The organism is Halomonas sp. NO4 (assembly GCF_010994375.1).
Taxonomy (GTDB): domain Bacteria; phylum Pseudomonadota; class Gammaproteobacteria; order Pseudomonadales; family Halomonadaceae; genus Halomonas.
The window spans coordinates 47,673-61,047 of the sequence record NZ_WHMA01000018.1; the positions used below are offsets into that span (position 1 = coordinate 47,673).

Sequence of the window (13,375 nt, forward strand, 5' to 3'; positions counted from 1 at the left end):
GGGCGGCAAGGGACGAGAGAGGGAGAACGACAAAGGCGACGCCGGCCCTGCCTCGTGGTTGCCCACCGCAACCCGGCACGAAGGAAATGCCACTATTCGGCGTTTCCTTAACTCTCGGGCCGGTCTCCGGGCTGACGAGTGGACGCGAAGCGTCCCGGAAGGCCACCTTCCCGTGCCGTGGCACAGTGGTACCGGCATTCCTTGACTCGATCACCGTTGCGGGGGCAGCGTCGGACTGGCTTGAAGCGCACCGACTTCCCGTTTCACCCCGGCGCATCGACACACGCCTGGGGCACCTGAGAGTGGCGGTAACCTAGCAATCCGCCGCTGCGGGGTCAACGCCGGCGGCGGATTCATATGGGATATCTCTGCTATTTCAATGCTTTGATCAGCCCATGGCGGACGTACCACACAGCCTCGGCGCGCGCGGCGGCATCCTGGGCCAGCCAGCCGACTAGGTCGCGCAGGCGCCGCAGCTCAGGCTCCATCGGCACGATGCCGCGCCCCATCTCGGGCAGGATCAGCACCACCGGCGAGCCGGCCTCGCTTTCGACGACAGCCAGAGTCTCGAGTGCGGCGACCAGCCGACCGCGCAGGCGGTCGTCGTCGCGCTCGACAGCCAAGGCGGCCTCGAGCCAGGCCGTCCAGCCGGTCACCACCAGTATCATCCCGTCCGCCAGCGACTCGTTCCAGGCATCCAGTGCGTCGCCGGGCGTCAGGCGGTGCCAGCGCGCCGTGGGAAAGCGCTCGCTTACTGCGGCGTGCTTGCCGGCGCCGGCACCGCCGATGAAGAGCTGCATTGCCACTCCCCCAGTCGCTGAACGAAGGTCAGCCGGCGGCCTTCGGCCTGGCCCACGCTGCCCTCCCAGAAGTCGATCTCCTCGAAATGCCGGCGCAGTTCGCGGATCACCCCGCCGTGAGTGACCACCAACACGCGTTCCAGCCCCTGCGCCTCCACCTCGGCAAACAGTTCGCCCAGCCAGTCGTCGAGTCGCGTGCGCAGCCCCTGGGTAGACTCGCCACCGGGCGGTGCCTGTTCCCCCTGGCTGTCGATCCAGGCGCGATAGCCAGGCAGTGCCCGGAGCTCCCCGTAGCACTTGCCCTCGTACTCTCCGAAATCGAGCTCGCGCAGCCGTGCATCGAACCGTGGCGCCGCTCCCCCGCGTCGGCCCACCAGCACGTGGGCCAGAGTCTGGCGGCAACGCATCAGGTCGCTGGCGTGCACGGCATCGAAGCGCTCGCCGTGGAGCGCCTCGCGCAGCCGGTCGAGCCCGGAGCGCGCCTCGGGCAGCAGCAGGGGAATGTCGCGCTGACCCTGGTAGCGGCGCTCGCGGTTCCAGGCCGTCAGGCCGTGACGAACGACCACCAGCTCCAGGCGATCAGCAACAGCCATAGTTCTCCTCCCTCGATGGCGGCACCCACGATATCGCCGTTGATGCCGGTAAAACCTCGTATCATCCTCCCACCGTACACCAGCAAGAACGCCAGCAGCGCCCCCAGCAGCAGCGGCCAACCGGGCAGCGACACGAACAGCAGCCCCAGCGGCAGCAGGGCCAGCAGCAGATCGCGCCGCTCTAGATCCTGCTGCCAGGTCCAGGCCAGCCCCTCACGTCGCGCACAGGGCGCGAGGCGCAACAGGGCCAAGGCGCCGAAGCGCGACAGCGCCGGCACCGCGACCAGCACGGCCAGGGGTACATCGGCAACCAGCAGCGCCCACAGCAGCATGCCCTTCCAGGCCAGCAGGAAGACCAACGCCAGGATACCGAAGCTGCCCACCTGGGGGTCCTTCATGATCGCCCAGCGCTTCTCCAGAGTCGCATTGCTGCCTAGGGCATCGGCCACGTCCATGACCCCGTCCAGATGCAGCCCACCCGAGAGCGCCACCCACAGGCTGAGCAGCGCCAGCGCCAGCAGCGGAACCGGCAACGCACCGGCAAGCAGCGCAGCAGCCCCGGCCAGCAGCGCACCCAGCACCAGCCCCACCAGCGGGTAGCTGCGCAGGGCCCAGCGCCGGGTGGTCGGCGTCCAGGGGCAGGCCACCGGCACCGGCAGCCGCGTCAGGAACTGGCAGGCGAGCAGCAGCCCGTAGATGGCGTTCCTCATGGTCTCCTTTCCTCAGGCGGACGGGGATTTCCAGTCGATGGCGATCCCCGCCACCACCTCGACGACCCGGTCGGCCTCCCGGGCCAGCTGGCGGTGCAGGCATTGCAGGAAGGCGACATAGCCGCGTGTCGCGAGATCCCCGGGCAACACTGCCTCGTTGAGGTCGTTGGAGACCACCACCAGGTCCAGCGACCGTGCCCGGGTCGCCACCAGCAGAGCCTCGAACTGAGCCGTGCCGGTGGCGCTGTCGAAGCCTGCCTCGAAGCGCGCGCGGCTGGCCCATAGGGTCAGACAATCGAGCAGCACGCTGCTGCCGGGATCGATACCGTCAAGCGCGCTGCCCAATGCCAGCGGCGCCTCCCGGGTGTGCCACTCGGCCCCCCGGTCGCGGCGGTGGCGGGCGATGCGCGCGGCCATCTCGGCGTCCGACGCCGTCGCCGTGGCCAGGTAGTAGAGCGTCCCCCCGCCGGCCTGCCGGCACTCCCGCGCCAAGCGCTCGGCGACCTCGCTCTTGCCCGAGCGCGCTCCGCCGCTGACGAAAGCGATCATGACGATTCCCCCTCTGCCAAGGCTGCCAGCAGGCGGTCGTTGTCGGATCGATCGCGCAGCGCCAGGCGCAGCCAGCCGCCGTCGAGCCCGGGAAAGCCGTGGGTGTGGCGGGCCAGGATACCCGAGCGCAGCAGCCGTTCGAAGAGCGTCTCCGTGGCCGCCCTCCCCTCTCTTCGACCCGTCCCCGGCTCACCCATCATATCCAGCTGGGACTGCCCTGCCGTCTTTTCGGACTCCGCCCCGGGCCGCACCAGGAAGAAGTTGGTCCGGCTGGGGATCACCTCGAGGCCCGTGGCCACGAGGCCGGCCTGCAGGCGCGGCTGCTCCTCGGCCAGCCACTGTCGGGTGCGGGCCAGAAAGACGCTGTCGTCCACCAGCGGTGCCACCAGCTCAGCGGCCAGGTGGTTGACGCTCCACGGCGGTTGTCGCACATGAAACTGGTGCACCAGCGACTCGCTCGCCAATAGATAGCCCACCCGCAAACCCGGCAACGCATAGAGCTTGGTCAGGGAGCGCAGCAGGATGAGGTTATCGAAGCGCCCCAGCAGCGGGGCCAGGGACTCCTCGGGCGGGGTGACGAAGTCGATGAAGGCTTCGTCGACCACCACGCGGCAATCGCTGGCCGCGGCCAGGGTCAGGAGTCGCTCCACGGCATCGCGGGACACCAGGGTGGCAGTGGGATTATTGGGACGACACAGCCAGAGCAGGGTGCCAGGCGCCAGTGACGCACCGAGCCTTTCCGGGTCGAGCGAGAAGTCGGCCGGGGCCAACGGGTAATCCTCGATGGTCAGGCCGAAGGCGCGACAGGCCCGGGCGTACTCCGTGAAGGTGGGCTGGGCGATCAGCGCCCGGCCACCCGCGTGCGCCGCTGCCACCAGGAAGATCGCCTCGGCGCCACCGTTGGTGAGCAGCACCTGCTCCACGGTCACGCCCGCCTCGCGGGCGATAGCCTCTCGGGCCGAGCGGTAGTCGGGCGCCGGGTAGCGGGCGAGGCCCGGGGACGTCGCGGCCAGTCGGGCCGGCACCCAGGCCGGCGGGCCCAGGGGGTTCAAGTTGGCGCTGAAGTCGAGCAGCGGATGGTCGGCCGGCAGGGCGTAGCGCGCCAGCAAGGGTGCTGCCTGGCCGCCGTGTGCAGGCCAAGGCATTGCGTCGCGGGTCATGTCAGGCCCTCCGTGATCAGCACCGCCAGCGCCATCAGCAGCAGGAAGGCCAGCCAACCGCCGTGCATATGGCGGATCGCACGGTGGATATGCGCCACCTTCAGAGCCTCAATCGCCTCGCCCAGAACCGCACGGTGCGAAGCCACGCCGGCATAATGGTTGGTACCGCCGAGCTGCACTCCCAACAGCTGGGCCACCATCGCCTCCGGCCAGCCGGCATTGGGGCTGGGGTGGCGCGGTGCCTGGCGCCAGGTGGCAGCCAGCGCCCCACGGCGGCGGGCGCCGGGCATCGCCCAAGCGGCGAGCCACAGCGTCAGCGCAGTCAGCCGAGCCGGCAGCCAGTTGGCCAGATCGTCGAGCCTGGCCGAGGCGTAGCCGAAGTCTGCATAGCGAGCGTTGCGGTAGCCGACCATGGAATCCAGGGTGTTGACCGCCTTGTAGGCCAGCGCCAGCGGTGCCCCGCCAAGCAGCGCCCAGAACAGCGGCGCAGTAATGCCGTCGACGGTGTTCTCGGCCACCGTCTCCACGGCACCCCGGGCGAGCTCGGCCTCCTCGAGGTGTTCGGTGTCACGGCCGACGATCATCGCCAGTTCCTCCCGGGCGGCCGGCAGGTCACCGCCCGCCAGCGGCACCGCCACCGCCCGGGCGGCGTCGACCAACCCCTTGATGGAGAGCGCCGTGGTCACCAACCACAGCTCGGCGGCGAGCGCCAGCCACGGATGCACCAGGGAGAGCAGCGCCAGTGCGCTCCAGGTGAGCCCGAAAGTTCCCACCACCAAGGTCGCCGTAAGCCCCGCACCCCGCCAGCGCCGCATCCGAGGCGAACCACGGTTCCAGGCGCGTTCCAGATACGCGATCACCCGGCCCATGCCCACCACCGGGTGTGGCAGGCGGTGTGGGTCACCGACGGCCAAATCGAGCAGCACACTGACACCGACCAGCGACAGCAACGCCAGGGACAGTGGTTCCAAGGACTGTGATTCCAAGCAGAGTGGTTCCAAAGACAGTGGCTCGGCGGTCATGGTGCCTGGCTGGCGGCGACCCCGGCGTCCTCGAAGGTCGCCATCTCGCTCAGCATGCGAGTGGCCGCCTCCAGCAGCGGGAAAGCGAGCGCCGCACCGGTGCCCTCCCCCAGGCGCAGTTCGAGATCGAGCAGCGGCCGAGCATCGAGAGATGCCAGGGCGTGGCCATGACCCGGCTCCCGGGAGCGGTGACCGAAGACCAGATAGTCACGCACGGCCGGGGCGAGCCGGCACGCCAGCAGCGCAGCCACTGTGGCGATAAAGCCGTCGACGAGCAGCGGCATCCGGCGCGCCGCTCCGCCCAGGTAGGCGCCGGCCATGGCGGCGATCTCAAGGCCGCCCAGCTTGGCCAGCACCTCGAGCGGATCGTCGCGGTCCGGCGCGCGGGCGGCGATAGCACGCTCGATCACCCCCTCCTTGTGCGCCAGCCGCTCGGTGGAAATCCCGGTGCCCTGACCGATCAGGCCCGCGACCGGGCTCTCGGTGAGGACGGCGAGCAGTGCGCTGCTCGCCGTAGTATTGGCGATGCCCATCTCACCGACGATCAGGCAGCGGCAGCCGGCATCGAGGGCGCGCTCGGCAGCGCGGATGCCCACCTCGATGGCCGCCACGGCTTCGTCGCGAGTCATGGCGTCCGCCTCGACCATGTTGGCGGTGCCGGGGCGGACCTTCTCGTCCACCACGCCCGGGCCGGCTACCGCGCCGACCACGCCAACGTCGATCACCTCGAGGCGAGCCCCGATCTGTCGCGCGAAGACGTTGATGCCGGCGCCACCGGCCACGAAGTTGGCCACCATCTGCGCCGTGACCTCCGGGGGAAAGGCGGAAACGCCTTCGACGGCCACGCCGTGGTCGGCCGCGAAGACCAGGGCTCCGGGAGGCGCCACCCTGGGGAAGGCCTCGCCGGTGATGGTGGCGAGCGTCACGGCCAGCGACTCCAGCCGTCCCAGGCTGCCCGGCGGCTTGGTGAGGCTGTCGAGATGGGCCGTGACATCGGCCGCGATGGCGCGATCAGCGGGCTGCAGCGTGGCGAGGGTATCAGCGAGCATGCGGAGCGTCCTGCGGTAGCATGGGTGGCATCGAAGGCGGCCATCATAGCAGCCCACCCCGACGAGGGCAGGAGCAGAGTCACACCGGGCAGATTTTCGGTACCACACCTTGGCGGTGTTTCGAGGCGCCACTATACTGTACATGAATACAGTAATGGTGATCCCCCATGCCTCGCTCCATCGCCGATACCCCCCGCAAGGGGCGCGGTGCCACCTTCGACCCAGACAACCGTTTTGCCCCCACACGGGTAGAAGCGGTGGATGACGGCTGGTGGCAGGAGGAAGTGCCAGGGCGTCTAGCCACCGAGGTCCGTGACGAACCGACGCGCAGTGCCCTGTCGTGGAATCGCTCGCCCGACCTGCCCTTCGACCGCTCGCTCAATCCCTACCGCGGCTGCGAGCACGGTTGCATCTACTGCTACGCCCGCCCCAGCCACGCCTACTGGGATCTCTCGCCCGGGCTCGACTTCGAGTCGCGCCTCATCGCCCGCACCGGACTCGTGGAGCGGCTGCGCGAGGAGCTGACCAAACCCGGCTATGTGTGCCGGCCGATCAACCTGGCCGGCAATACCGATGCCTACCAACCCCTGGAGGCCGAGCGACGCACCACCCGCGAGGTGCTCAGCCTGCTCCTCGAGTGCCGCCATCCGGTGACCCTGGTCACCAAGAGCGCGCTGATCCTGCGTGACCGCGACCTGCTCGGCGAACTGGCCCGCCGGCGCCTGGTGCGGGTGATGGTCAGCCTGACGAGCCTGGATCGTGACCTCAAGCGTACCCTGGAGCCCCGCGCCGCCTCTCCAACCGCCCGCCTGCGCACCATCGAGCAGCTGGCGGCCACCGGCGTGCCGGTGGGCACGCTCATCGCCCCGGTGATTCCCGGACTCACCGACCACGAGCTGGAGCGCCTGCTCGCCGCCGCCCGCGAGGCCGGCGCCGACACCGCCGGCTGGATGCTGCTGCGCTTGCCGCGGGAGGTGGCACCGCTCTTTGCCGAGTGGCTCGAGGCGCACTACCCCGAACGGGCGGCCAAGGTGCTGAGCCTGATGCGCCAGTGCCGCGGGGGCGAGGTCTACGACAGCCGCTTCGGCAAGCGAATGCGTGGCGAAGGGGTCTTCGTCGAGCTGCTGGAACAGCGCTTCCGCAAAGCGTGCCGGCAGTTGGGCTTCAACACACCAGCGGCCCGGGCGGCGCAGTCGCTGGACACCACGACGTTTCGCCCGCCGCGCGCCCAGGGGGATCTGTTTGAGTGAACGCGATCAAGGAATGAGCACTGCCGCCCCGGAGAGCCGCCCTTGGCGCAGGTCCTCGAGCGCCTGGTTCGCCTCTTCCAGGGGATAGGCGCGGATCTCGGTGCGAATGGGCACGGTGGGGGCCAGGGCCAGGAACTCCTCGCCGTCGCGGCGGGTGAGATTGGCCACTGACTTCACGCTGCGCTCCTGCCACAGCAGGCGGTAGGGGAATGCGGGGATGTCGGACATGTGGATGCCGCCGGAGACCACCGCGCCTCCCGGCTTGACGTGCTCCAGTGCGATGGGCACGAGCGCACCCACCGGGGCGAAGAGCAGCGCAGCATCCAGCGGCTCGGGCGGCGTCTCGTCGCTGCCGCCGGCCCAGACGGCACCCAGCCGGCGGGCAAACGCCTGGGCCGGCTCGTCCCCCGGTCGCGTGAAGGCATAGACGCGCTGGCCGCGGGCCACGGCGAGCTGGGCGAGGATATGCGCCGCGGCCCCGAAGCCGTAGATGCCGAGCCGGCGCGGTTCGTCGCCGCCGGCCAGCCGCCAGGTGCGATAGCCAATCAGCCCGGCGCAGAGCAGCGGCGCGGCCGCCTGGGCGTCGTCGTCATGGATGGGAAAGCAGTAGCGGGTGTCGGCCACGGCGTACTCGGCGTAGCCGCCATCGCGGGTATAGCCGGTGAATTCGGCACGCTCGCAGAGGTTCTCGCGCCCGGCCCGGCACGGATCGCATTCGCCGCAGGTCCAGCCCAGCCAAGGCACGCCGATGCGCTGCCCCGACTCCAGACCGGAAACGCCCTCGCCCAACGCCGTCACTTCCCCCACTACCTCGTGCCCGGGAATCAGCGGCAGGTGCGGCTCGCTGAGCTCACCGTCAATGACGTGCAGGTCGGTGCGGCAGACGCCGCAGGCCAGCACCCGCAGCTGCACCTCGCCGGGGCCGGGCTGCGGGATGGGAACGTCGTCGAGTACCAGCGGCTGGTGGGGGGCATGCAAGCGCATGGCGCGCATCGTGGCATTCATGATCGAGCTCCTGCCGAGTTCGTGCTGACGACAGGATAGCCCAGGCCTCAGGCCACGACCTTGACCTCGTACCCGGTGAACTTGCGCAGGTTGATCACCCCGGTGTCGAGAATCAGGTACTGCCCCTTCACGCCTTGCAGCGTGCCGGACACCACCGGGTGCTTGTCGAAGTTGTGGGAGACGATCTTGCTCGGGTACTCGAGCACCGGGTAGTCCAGGTGCACCGGACGCTCGTCGAGGACGCGGATGCCATCCTGACCGAATCGCTCGCGCAGGTTAGCCAGGCCGCTGTCGAGGCGCGCGAGCAGGCGATCGCGCTCGGCGATGAGATCCAAGGGCGCGATCTCGCCCTTGAGCATGGCGCGCCAGTTGGTGCGGTCGGCCACTTCCTCCTTGAAGAGCACCTCGACGAAGCCGGCCTGCTGGCGACTCTCCACCCCCAGCACCGGCAGCGCCTGAACGGCCCCCTGGTCGAGCCAGCGGGTCGGTATCTGGGTAGCGCGGGTGATACCCACCTTGAGGCCCGAGGCGTTGGCCAGGTAGACGACATGGGGCTGGAAGCAGTGGCGCTCGCCCCACTCGGGCTCGCGACAGGTGCCCTGAAAGTAGTGGCACAGCTCCGGCTTGACGATGCAGGTATCACACTGGGCGAGGCGCTTGAAGCAGGGATAGCAATAGCCCTGGCCGAAGCTTTTCCTGGTGATCCGGCCGCAATGGGTACAGGCGATGGTGCCGGTCCACTCCAGAGACAGGGGGAAGCCCAGCCGGGGATTGATATCCAGGCGCGCCTCGCCCGCGCGCAGCGTATAGTGGGCTGGCTCGTCGCCCCGTCCCGGCTCGACGGCCATCTTGGTCAGGCAGCCCTGGATGGCCTGGGCGGCAGCGATGCGCGCCTCATCCGTCACGGGTGGCGTCCCGTGCCAGGCCGGCGAGTTCGGGCGGCACATCGGCACCGCTGCTGGCCCCGCCGCAGGTACGCCGCGACAGGTAGCCGACACGCTGCTCTTCGGGCACGTGATTTTCCGCTTCGTAGCGCATTACCGCTTCCAGGCAGAGTTCAGTCTGGTCGGCGGAAAGCCAGCGACCATCGGGCCATTTGCGCAGGGCGACCGCCTGCTTGAGGCTCTCGTAGATGGCCGGAGTCATCTGCTGGATCATGCGCTCGAAGGTCATCTCGCTCATGGCATCGTTCTCACTAAAAGGGAATCAAGGAAGGCGCCGCGCCCGCTCGGAATAATACCAGCCCATGGCCAGCCCCACGACCAGGCCACCGAGGTGCGCCTCGTTGGCCACGTTGCCGAACCCCACCGCGGAGGCGGCATCGGTCATGGTGAACACCATCCAGCCGAGCATAAACACCACCAGCATCTGCGGCACGAAGAAGCCGCTCTGGGGCGCGCGCCGCGACATCAGCCAGACGTAACCGAGCAGCGCGAAGTCGACGCCGGACATGCCGCCGAAGAGCACCGTCCCGGTGGCGTACTGCGCCAGGTTGGCGCCGATACCCGCGATCAACAGGATGGCGAGCATGCGCCGTGACCCGTGCAGCCCCTCGATCTGGCGCCCGAAGTACCACAGCCAGAGCATGTTGAAGATCAGGTGCATCCAGCCGAAGTGCAGGAAGGCTGGCGACAGCGGCCGCCACACCTGACCGCTGGCCAGCGCCTCACCCAGGTTGCCGACGGCGAGACTGCCGTTGACCACCCCCACCGGCACGATGGTCAGCAACGCCACGACGAGATCGCCGAACAGGCCCATGGCGGCGAAGACCAGCAGGCAGAGCGCCAGTGCCGTGGCGGTCACCGGCGCCTGGCGGAAGGGCACCGCCAGGGAAGTGCCTCCCCTGGGTGTCCGCCGCTGCCGGGGCAGGAGGGGCTCGCCGCGCTGCCAGCGGGCAATCAGCTGCTGCAGGGCATCGTGCTGATCGGGATCGGCCAGCCACAGTACCTGTCCCTCGGCCTCCTCGGTGAAACGGTGGCCAATACGGTGCGCCCAGAGTGCCTGGCGCAGCTCGCTGGTATCGATGTTGTGGGGAAACAGCATCACCCGGTACATGGGGTCTCCTGGATCGGTATCAGCCTCGCGAGCCCGCCAGTGCACACGCACAGAAAAAATCCGGCGGAAGGGGGCCGCCGGACAAGAGCAAGGGATCATTCAAGGGAACACTTACTCTGACGGACAGCCCCGCGGGAAGTTCAGGGGCGCGGCGAAAAAATAAGGTTGCTTTTTGTAAGTCAGTCAAAGTCGATCTCCCAGGGCCGCGGCCGCGCCGCTTCCTCCCGGGGCACCCGAATCCACACGAAGTGATTGGCGTCCAGGCGTGACTCGCCGCTCCAGCGGTAGGCCACCAGGCGCCCGAACTTCACCGCACTGTAATCCAGGCAGGCCACATTGGGCGCCGGCAGCGCGGGAATGCCCTCGCACCAGTAGTGGCCGATGAACAGCGGCGGCTCGTCGGGGCCGTAGTAGCTGAGATAGGCCCGCTCGTGGTCGGTCAAGGGGCGCGACTCCAGATCATCCGGGAGGTTGTCGGGCTGAAAGACCACATCGCCCCAAGTGCGCGGCTCGCGGGCCCAGAAGTGGGCGCGAAAGCTCTTGCGCGTGAAGCCATCCCCCGAATGGATGGCCACGCCTTCGGGCAGCGGTATATGGGTGCCACGGGTCAACCGATCCATCACTTGCCAGGCTAGGGTACCGTGCTCCACGGACGCCTCGAGGAAGGCCTCGTCGATGCGGCCATCGGGATGCTCGCGACGCAGGGCGTCGATGAGCGGCTGGTCCCAGCAGGCGTGCACCACGCGCAGGCCCGGCAGTTCCAGCAGTAGCGGAATCTCCAGAAACCAGGCCAGGGTGTCGTCCCATTCTGCGGGGTGGTCGCGGTACTGCTCCAGGGTTTCCTTGATGATGCGGTTGTGGCGGGGGGTGTGCTCGCGCAGCCACTCGCGACCCAGCCGGGACGATGCCCGATGGCAGTAGGCCAGGGCATTGACCTCGTGGTTGCCCATGACGATATGCGCCTCGCCCGCCTCTACCATGCGCCGCGCGATGGTGACGGCCAGGCGAATGCGCGGCCCGCGGTCGATCAGGTCACCCAGGAAGATCACCTGGCGCCGCGGGTGACGGTAGACGCCGCCGCGCTGGTGGTAGCCGAGCTTCTCCAGCAGGCTCGCCAGGGTCGCGCCGCAGCCGTGGACGTCGCCGATCAGGTCGTAGCCTTCGAGACTCGCGTGTCGTGTCACCTCAGTCCCCCAGGCGGTTGCTCCAGCCCAGCTTGCTGCGCAGGACCTCGTAGAAGTTGTGACCGTGCGGGTGGACCAGTTGCACCCGCTGCGGCTTGCGGCGCACCACCAGGACGTCGTCGGGTTTGGCCACGGCCCGCGTCTGGCCGTCGCAGCTGATGTGCGGGTAGGTCTGGTTGGTCTCGCCGATGTGCACGCGGATTTCGCTGGCGGCATCGATGACGATGGGGCGAGACGATAGGGTGTGGGGGAACATCGGCACCAGCTCGATCACGTCGAGCTTGGGATGCATGATCGAGCCCCCGCCGGAGAGCGAATAGGCGGTGGAGCCGGTGGGCGTAGCCATGATCAGGCCGTCGCTGCGCTGGCTATAGACGAACTGGCCGTCGATGAACAGCTCGAACTCGATCATGCGCACCGCCTTGCCGGGATGCAGCACCACCTCGTTGAGAGCATCGCCGTTGCCGACCAGTACCCCGTCACGGTAGAGCTCGGCATCGAGCAGGAAGCGCTCTTCCACCTCGTAATGGCCGGCCAGCACCTCGCCGACCCGCTCCTCGAGCTCGCCCGGCGAGATATCGGTGAGAAACCCCAGGCGACCGCGGTTGACGCCCAACACCAGGGTGCCGCTGTGGCAGAGGGTGCGGGCCGCACCCAGCAGGCTGCCGTCGCCGCCCACCACGATGACCAGGTCGCACAGCTCGCCCAGGGTACGACGACTCGCCTCGGGATGGCCGTGATCGAGCAACACCGTGGCGGTGCGATCCTCGACGATGACGTGGTAGCCGCCGTCGTCGAGGAAGCGCATCAGGCGCTTCAGGGTCTCGACCACCTTGGCGCTGCCCAGGCGGCCGATCAGTCCGATGTTCTTGAAAGCCTTGCCCTTGGAAGTCTTCATGCCCTGGCTCACTCGCTCACGGCCGCTCATTATGGCGACTGGCGGCGAGGCGGGCAAACTCGGGTCACAACGGCCTCAGGCCACGGCGGGCCGACGCTTCAACCACCACTCGTTGAGTACCAGCGAACCGACGATGATGGCCCCGCCCAGCGCCAGGCGCAGCAGGTCGGCGTCGCGGTTCCAGATCAGCAAGTTGACCAGCAGCCCGGCGGGAATCAGGGCATTGTTCATGATGGCCAGCGCCCCGGCATCCACCCGCGTGGCGCCCAGGTTCCACAGGAAGTAGCCCAGCCCCGAGGCGACCAGCCCGAGCCACAGCAGCACGCCCCACTGCACACCGGTGGTGGGCAGTGCCGCGGTGCTACCCAGCACCGCGAAGGCGGGAAGCGCCACCGCCAGGGCGCCCAGATAGAACCAGGCAAAGACGCTGTAGCGCGGCAGGCTCTCCGGCAGCGATGCCGAAAAGCGCCGGTAGCCCACCTGGCCGAGCGCAAAGCAGAGATTGGCGCCCTGCACCACCAGGAAGCCGGCCCAGAAGCCGCTGTCCAGGCCCTGATAGCGGATCACCGCCGCCCCGAGCACGGCCAAGGCCGCCGTGAACAGGTAGAAGGGGGTAAAACGACCGAAGAGGGCATCATCGAGCAGCGCGATATAGATCGGCGTGAAGATGGTGAAGAGCAGCACCTCCGGTACCGAGAGCAGCAGGAAGGACTGGTAGAAGAAGATGTACATCACGCCGAGCTGCACGGCGCCCAGCCCCATCAGCGCCAACCGCTGGCGTCCACGCAGCAGCGAGGGCCGCAGGAAGGGCAGGAAGACCGCAGCCGCCAGGGCCACGCGCAGGAAGACGGCGAAATAGCTGTCCACCTGGCCGGCCAGATAGACGCCGATCAGCGAGAAGGAGAACGCCCAGAGGGCGGTGACGCCAATGAGGTAGCCCACGGTCAACTCCCGATGGTTTAAAAGTTGACGAAGGATACTCTCGTGGGACTCAGCGTTTCAAGGCCAGGGTTTAAAGGCAAGGGGGTAAAGGCTAGAGTTTGAACCCTCCGACGATTCATTCTGCGACTAGAATCGCGGATTCCGACCACTCTCACGCG

Annotated in this window: 15 protein-coding genes and 1 riboswitch; of the genes, 1 reads left to right on the forward strand and 14 read right to left on the reverse strand. The window is 68.4% G+C overall.

What is annotated here, in order from left to right; translation table 11 throughout:
* Window positions 1–99 precede the first annotated feature (99 nt).
* A riboswitch (cobalamin riboswitch) is annotated at window positions 100–315 on the reverse strand.
* Window positions 316–371: 56 nt separating this feature from the next.
* From FEF15_RS12955 to cobT, 7 genes are read right to left on the reverse strand one after another with little or no spacing between them, the layout of a single operon-like run.
* On the reverse strand, window positions 372–800 hold the full coding sequence (locus FEF15_RS12955; protein ID WP_163559586.1) for a bifunctional adenosylcobinamide kinase/adenosylcobinamide-phosphate guanylyltransferase: 429 nt from the start codon (window positions 798–800) through the stop codon (window positions 372–374).
* Complete coding sequence (locus FEF15_RS12960; protein ID WP_163559587.1) at window positions 752–1,393, reverse strand: histidine phosphatase family protein; 642 nt, start codon at window positions 1,391–1,393, stop codon at window positions 752–754. The genes FEF15_RS12955 and FEF15_RS12960 overlap by 49 nt, the downstream gene beginning before the upstream one ends.
* Complete coding sequence (cobS, locus tag FEF15_RS12965; RefSeq protein WP_163559588.1) at window positions 1,345–2,103, reverse strand: adenosylcobinamide-GDP ribazoletransferase; 759 nt, start codon at window positions 2,101–2,103, stop codon at window positions 1,345–1,347. The genes FEF15_RS12960 and cobS overlap by 49 nt, the downstream gene beginning before the upstream one ends.
* A gap of 12 nt (window positions 2,104–2,115) precedes the next feature.
* Window positions 2,116–2,652 carry a bifunctional adenosylcobinamide kinase/adenosylcobinamide-phosphate guanylyltransferase gene (locus FEF15_RS12970; RefSeq protein WP_163559589.1) on the reverse strand — a complete coding sequence of 179 codons (537 nt, stop codon included), beginning with the start codon at window positions 2,650–2,652 and terminating at the stop codon, window positions 2,116–2,118.
* Window positions 2,649–3,812 (reverse strand): threonine-phosphate decarboxylase, encoded by a 1,164-nt coding sequence (locus FEF15_RS12975; RefSeq protein WP_163559590.1) that lies wholly within the window; start codon window positions 3,810–3,812, stop codon window positions 2,649–2,651. Before FEF15_RS12975 ends, FEF15_RS12970 begins: the two co-directional genes overlap by 4 nt.
* Complete coding sequence (gene cbiB / locus FEF15_RS12980) at window positions 3,809–4,834, reverse strand: adenosylcobinamide-phosphate synthase CbiB (RefSeq protein WP_163559591.1); 1,026 nt, start codon at window positions 4,832–4,834, stop codon at window positions 3,809–3,811. Before cbiB ends, FEF15_RS12975 begins: the two co-directional genes overlap by 4 nt.
* Window positions 4,831–5,883, reverse strand: a complete 1,053-nt coding sequence (gene cobT, locus FEF15_RS12985) for a nicotinate-nucleotide--dimethylbenzimidazole phosphoribosyltransferase (RefSeq protein ID WP_163559592.1) — start codon at window positions 5,881–5,883, stop codon at window positions 4,831–4,833. The genes cbiB and cobT overlap by 4 nt, the downstream gene beginning before the upstream one ends.
* 167 nt (window positions 5,884–6,050) lie before the next feature.
* Between cobT and FEF15_RS12990 the strand changes: the two genes are divergently transcribed.
* Window positions 6,051–7,133 carry a PA0069 family radical SAM protein gene (locus FEF15_RS12990; RefSeq protein ID WP_163559593.1) on the forward strand — a complete coding sequence of 361 codons (1,083 nt, stop codon included), beginning with the start codon at window positions 6,051–6,053 and terminating at the stop codon, window positions 7,131–7,133.
* A gap of 6 nt (window positions 7,134–7,139) precedes the next feature.
* On the opposite strand, the gene FEF15_RS12995 is transcribed toward FEF15_RS12990, so the two are convergent.
* The 7 genes from FEF15_RS12995 to FEF15_RS13025 all read right to left on the reverse strand — a co-directional run bounded on the left by FEF15_RS12995 (window position 7,140) and on the right by FEF15_RS13025 (window position 13,217).
* The gene (locus FEF15_RS12995; protein WP_240454165.1) at window positions 7,140–8,138 is read right to left on the reverse strand and encodes a zinc-dependent alcohol dehydrogenase family protein; all 999 of its coding nucleotides are present in this window, start codon (window positions 8,136–8,138) and stop codon (window positions 7,140–7,142) included.
* Between the two features lie 47 nt (window positions 8,139–8,185).
* Entirely contained in the window at window positions 8,186–8,986 is an 801-nt protein-coding gene (locus FEF15_RS13000; protein WP_163559607.1) for a DUF2797 domain-containing protein, read from the reverse strand.
* Between the two features lie 46 nt (window positions 8,987–9,032).
* Window positions 9,033–9,320: a DUF1315 family protein gene (locus tag FEF15_RS13005; protein ID WP_163559594.1), complete on the reverse strand. Its 288-nt coding sequence runs from the start codon at window positions 9,318–9,320 to the stop codon at window positions 9,033–9,035.
* Window positions 9,321–9,344: 24 nt separating this feature from the next.
* Complete coding sequence (locus FEF15_RS13010) at window positions 9,345–10,193, reverse strand: rhomboid family intramembrane serine protease (RefSeq protein WP_163559595.1); 849 nt, start codon at window positions 10,191–10,193, stop codon at window positions 9,345–9,347.
* 179 nt (window positions 10,194–10,372) lie between these two features.
* Entirely contained in the window at window positions 10,373–11,377 is a 1,005-nt protein-coding gene (locus FEF15_RS13015) for a metallophosphoesterase (RefSeq protein WP_163559596.1), read from the reverse strand.
* A gap of 1 nt (window position 11,378) precedes the next feature.
* On the reverse strand, window positions 11,379–12,275 hold the full coding sequence (locus tag FEF15_RS13020) for an NAD(+) kinase (protein ID WP_240454166.1): 897 nt from the start codon (window positions 12,273–12,275) through the stop codon (window positions 11,379–11,381).
* Between the two features lie 75 nt (window positions 12,276–12,350).
* Window positions 12,351–13,217 (reverse strand): EamA family transporter, encoded by an 867-nt coding sequence (locus tag FEF15_RS13025; protein ID WP_163559598.1) that lies wholly within the window; start codon window positions 13,215–13,217, stop codon window positions 12,351–12,353.
* Window positions 13,218–13,375 lie beyond the last annotated feature (158 nt).

Coding starts and splice junctions, on each gene's coding strand:
- FEF15_RS12955 (WP_163559586.1), bottom strand. CDS start 800: ATGCAGCTCTTCATCGGCGGTGCCGGCGCCGGCAAGCACGCCGCAGTA.
- FEF15_RS12960 (WP_163559587.1), bottom strand. CDS start 1,393: ATGGCTGTTGCTGATCGCCTGGAGCTGGTGGTCGTTCGTCACGGCCTG.
- cobS (WP_163559588.1), bottom strand. CDS start 2,103: ATGAGGAACGCCATCTACGGGCTGCTGCTCGCCTGCCAGTTCCTGACG.
- FEF15_RS12970 (WP_163559589.1), bottom strand. CDS start 2,652: ATGATCGCTTTCGTCAGCGGCGGAGCGCGCTCGGGCAAGAGCGAGGTC.
- FEF15_RS12975 (WP_163559590.1), bottom strand. CDS start 3,812: ATGACCCGCGACGCAATGCCTTGGCCTGCACACGGCGGCCAGGCAGCA.
- cbiB (WP_163559591.1), bottom strand. CDS start 4,834: ATGACCGCCGAGCCACTGTCTTTGGAACCACTCTGCTTGGAATCACAG.
- cobT (WP_163559592.1), bottom strand. CDS start 5,883: ATGCTCGCTGATACCCTCGCCACGCTGCAGCCCGCTGATCGCGCCATC.
- FEF15_RS12990 (WP_163559593.1), top strand. CDS start 6,051: ATGCCTCGCTCCATCGCCGATACCCCCCGCAAGGGGCGCGGTGCCACC.
- FEF15_RS12995 (WP_240454165.1), bottom strand. CDS start 8,138: ATGAATGCCACGATGCGCGCCATGCGCTTGCATGCCCCCCACCAGCCG.
- FEF15_RS13000 (WP_163559607.1), bottom strand. CDS start 8,986: ATGGCCGTCGAGCCGGGACGGGGCGACGAGCCAGCCCACTATACGCTG.
- FEF15_RS13005 (WP_163559594.1), bottom strand. CDS start 9,320: ATGAGCGAGATGACCTTCGAGCGCATGATCCAGCAGATGACTCCGGCC.
- FEF15_RS13010 (WP_163559595.1), bottom strand. CDS start 10,193: ATGTACCGGGTGATGCTGTTTCCCCACAACATCGATACCAGCGAGCTG.
- FEF15_RS13020 (WP_240454166.1), bottom strand. CDS start 12,275: ATGAAGACTTCCAAGGGCAAGGCTTTCAAGAACATCGGACTGATCGGC.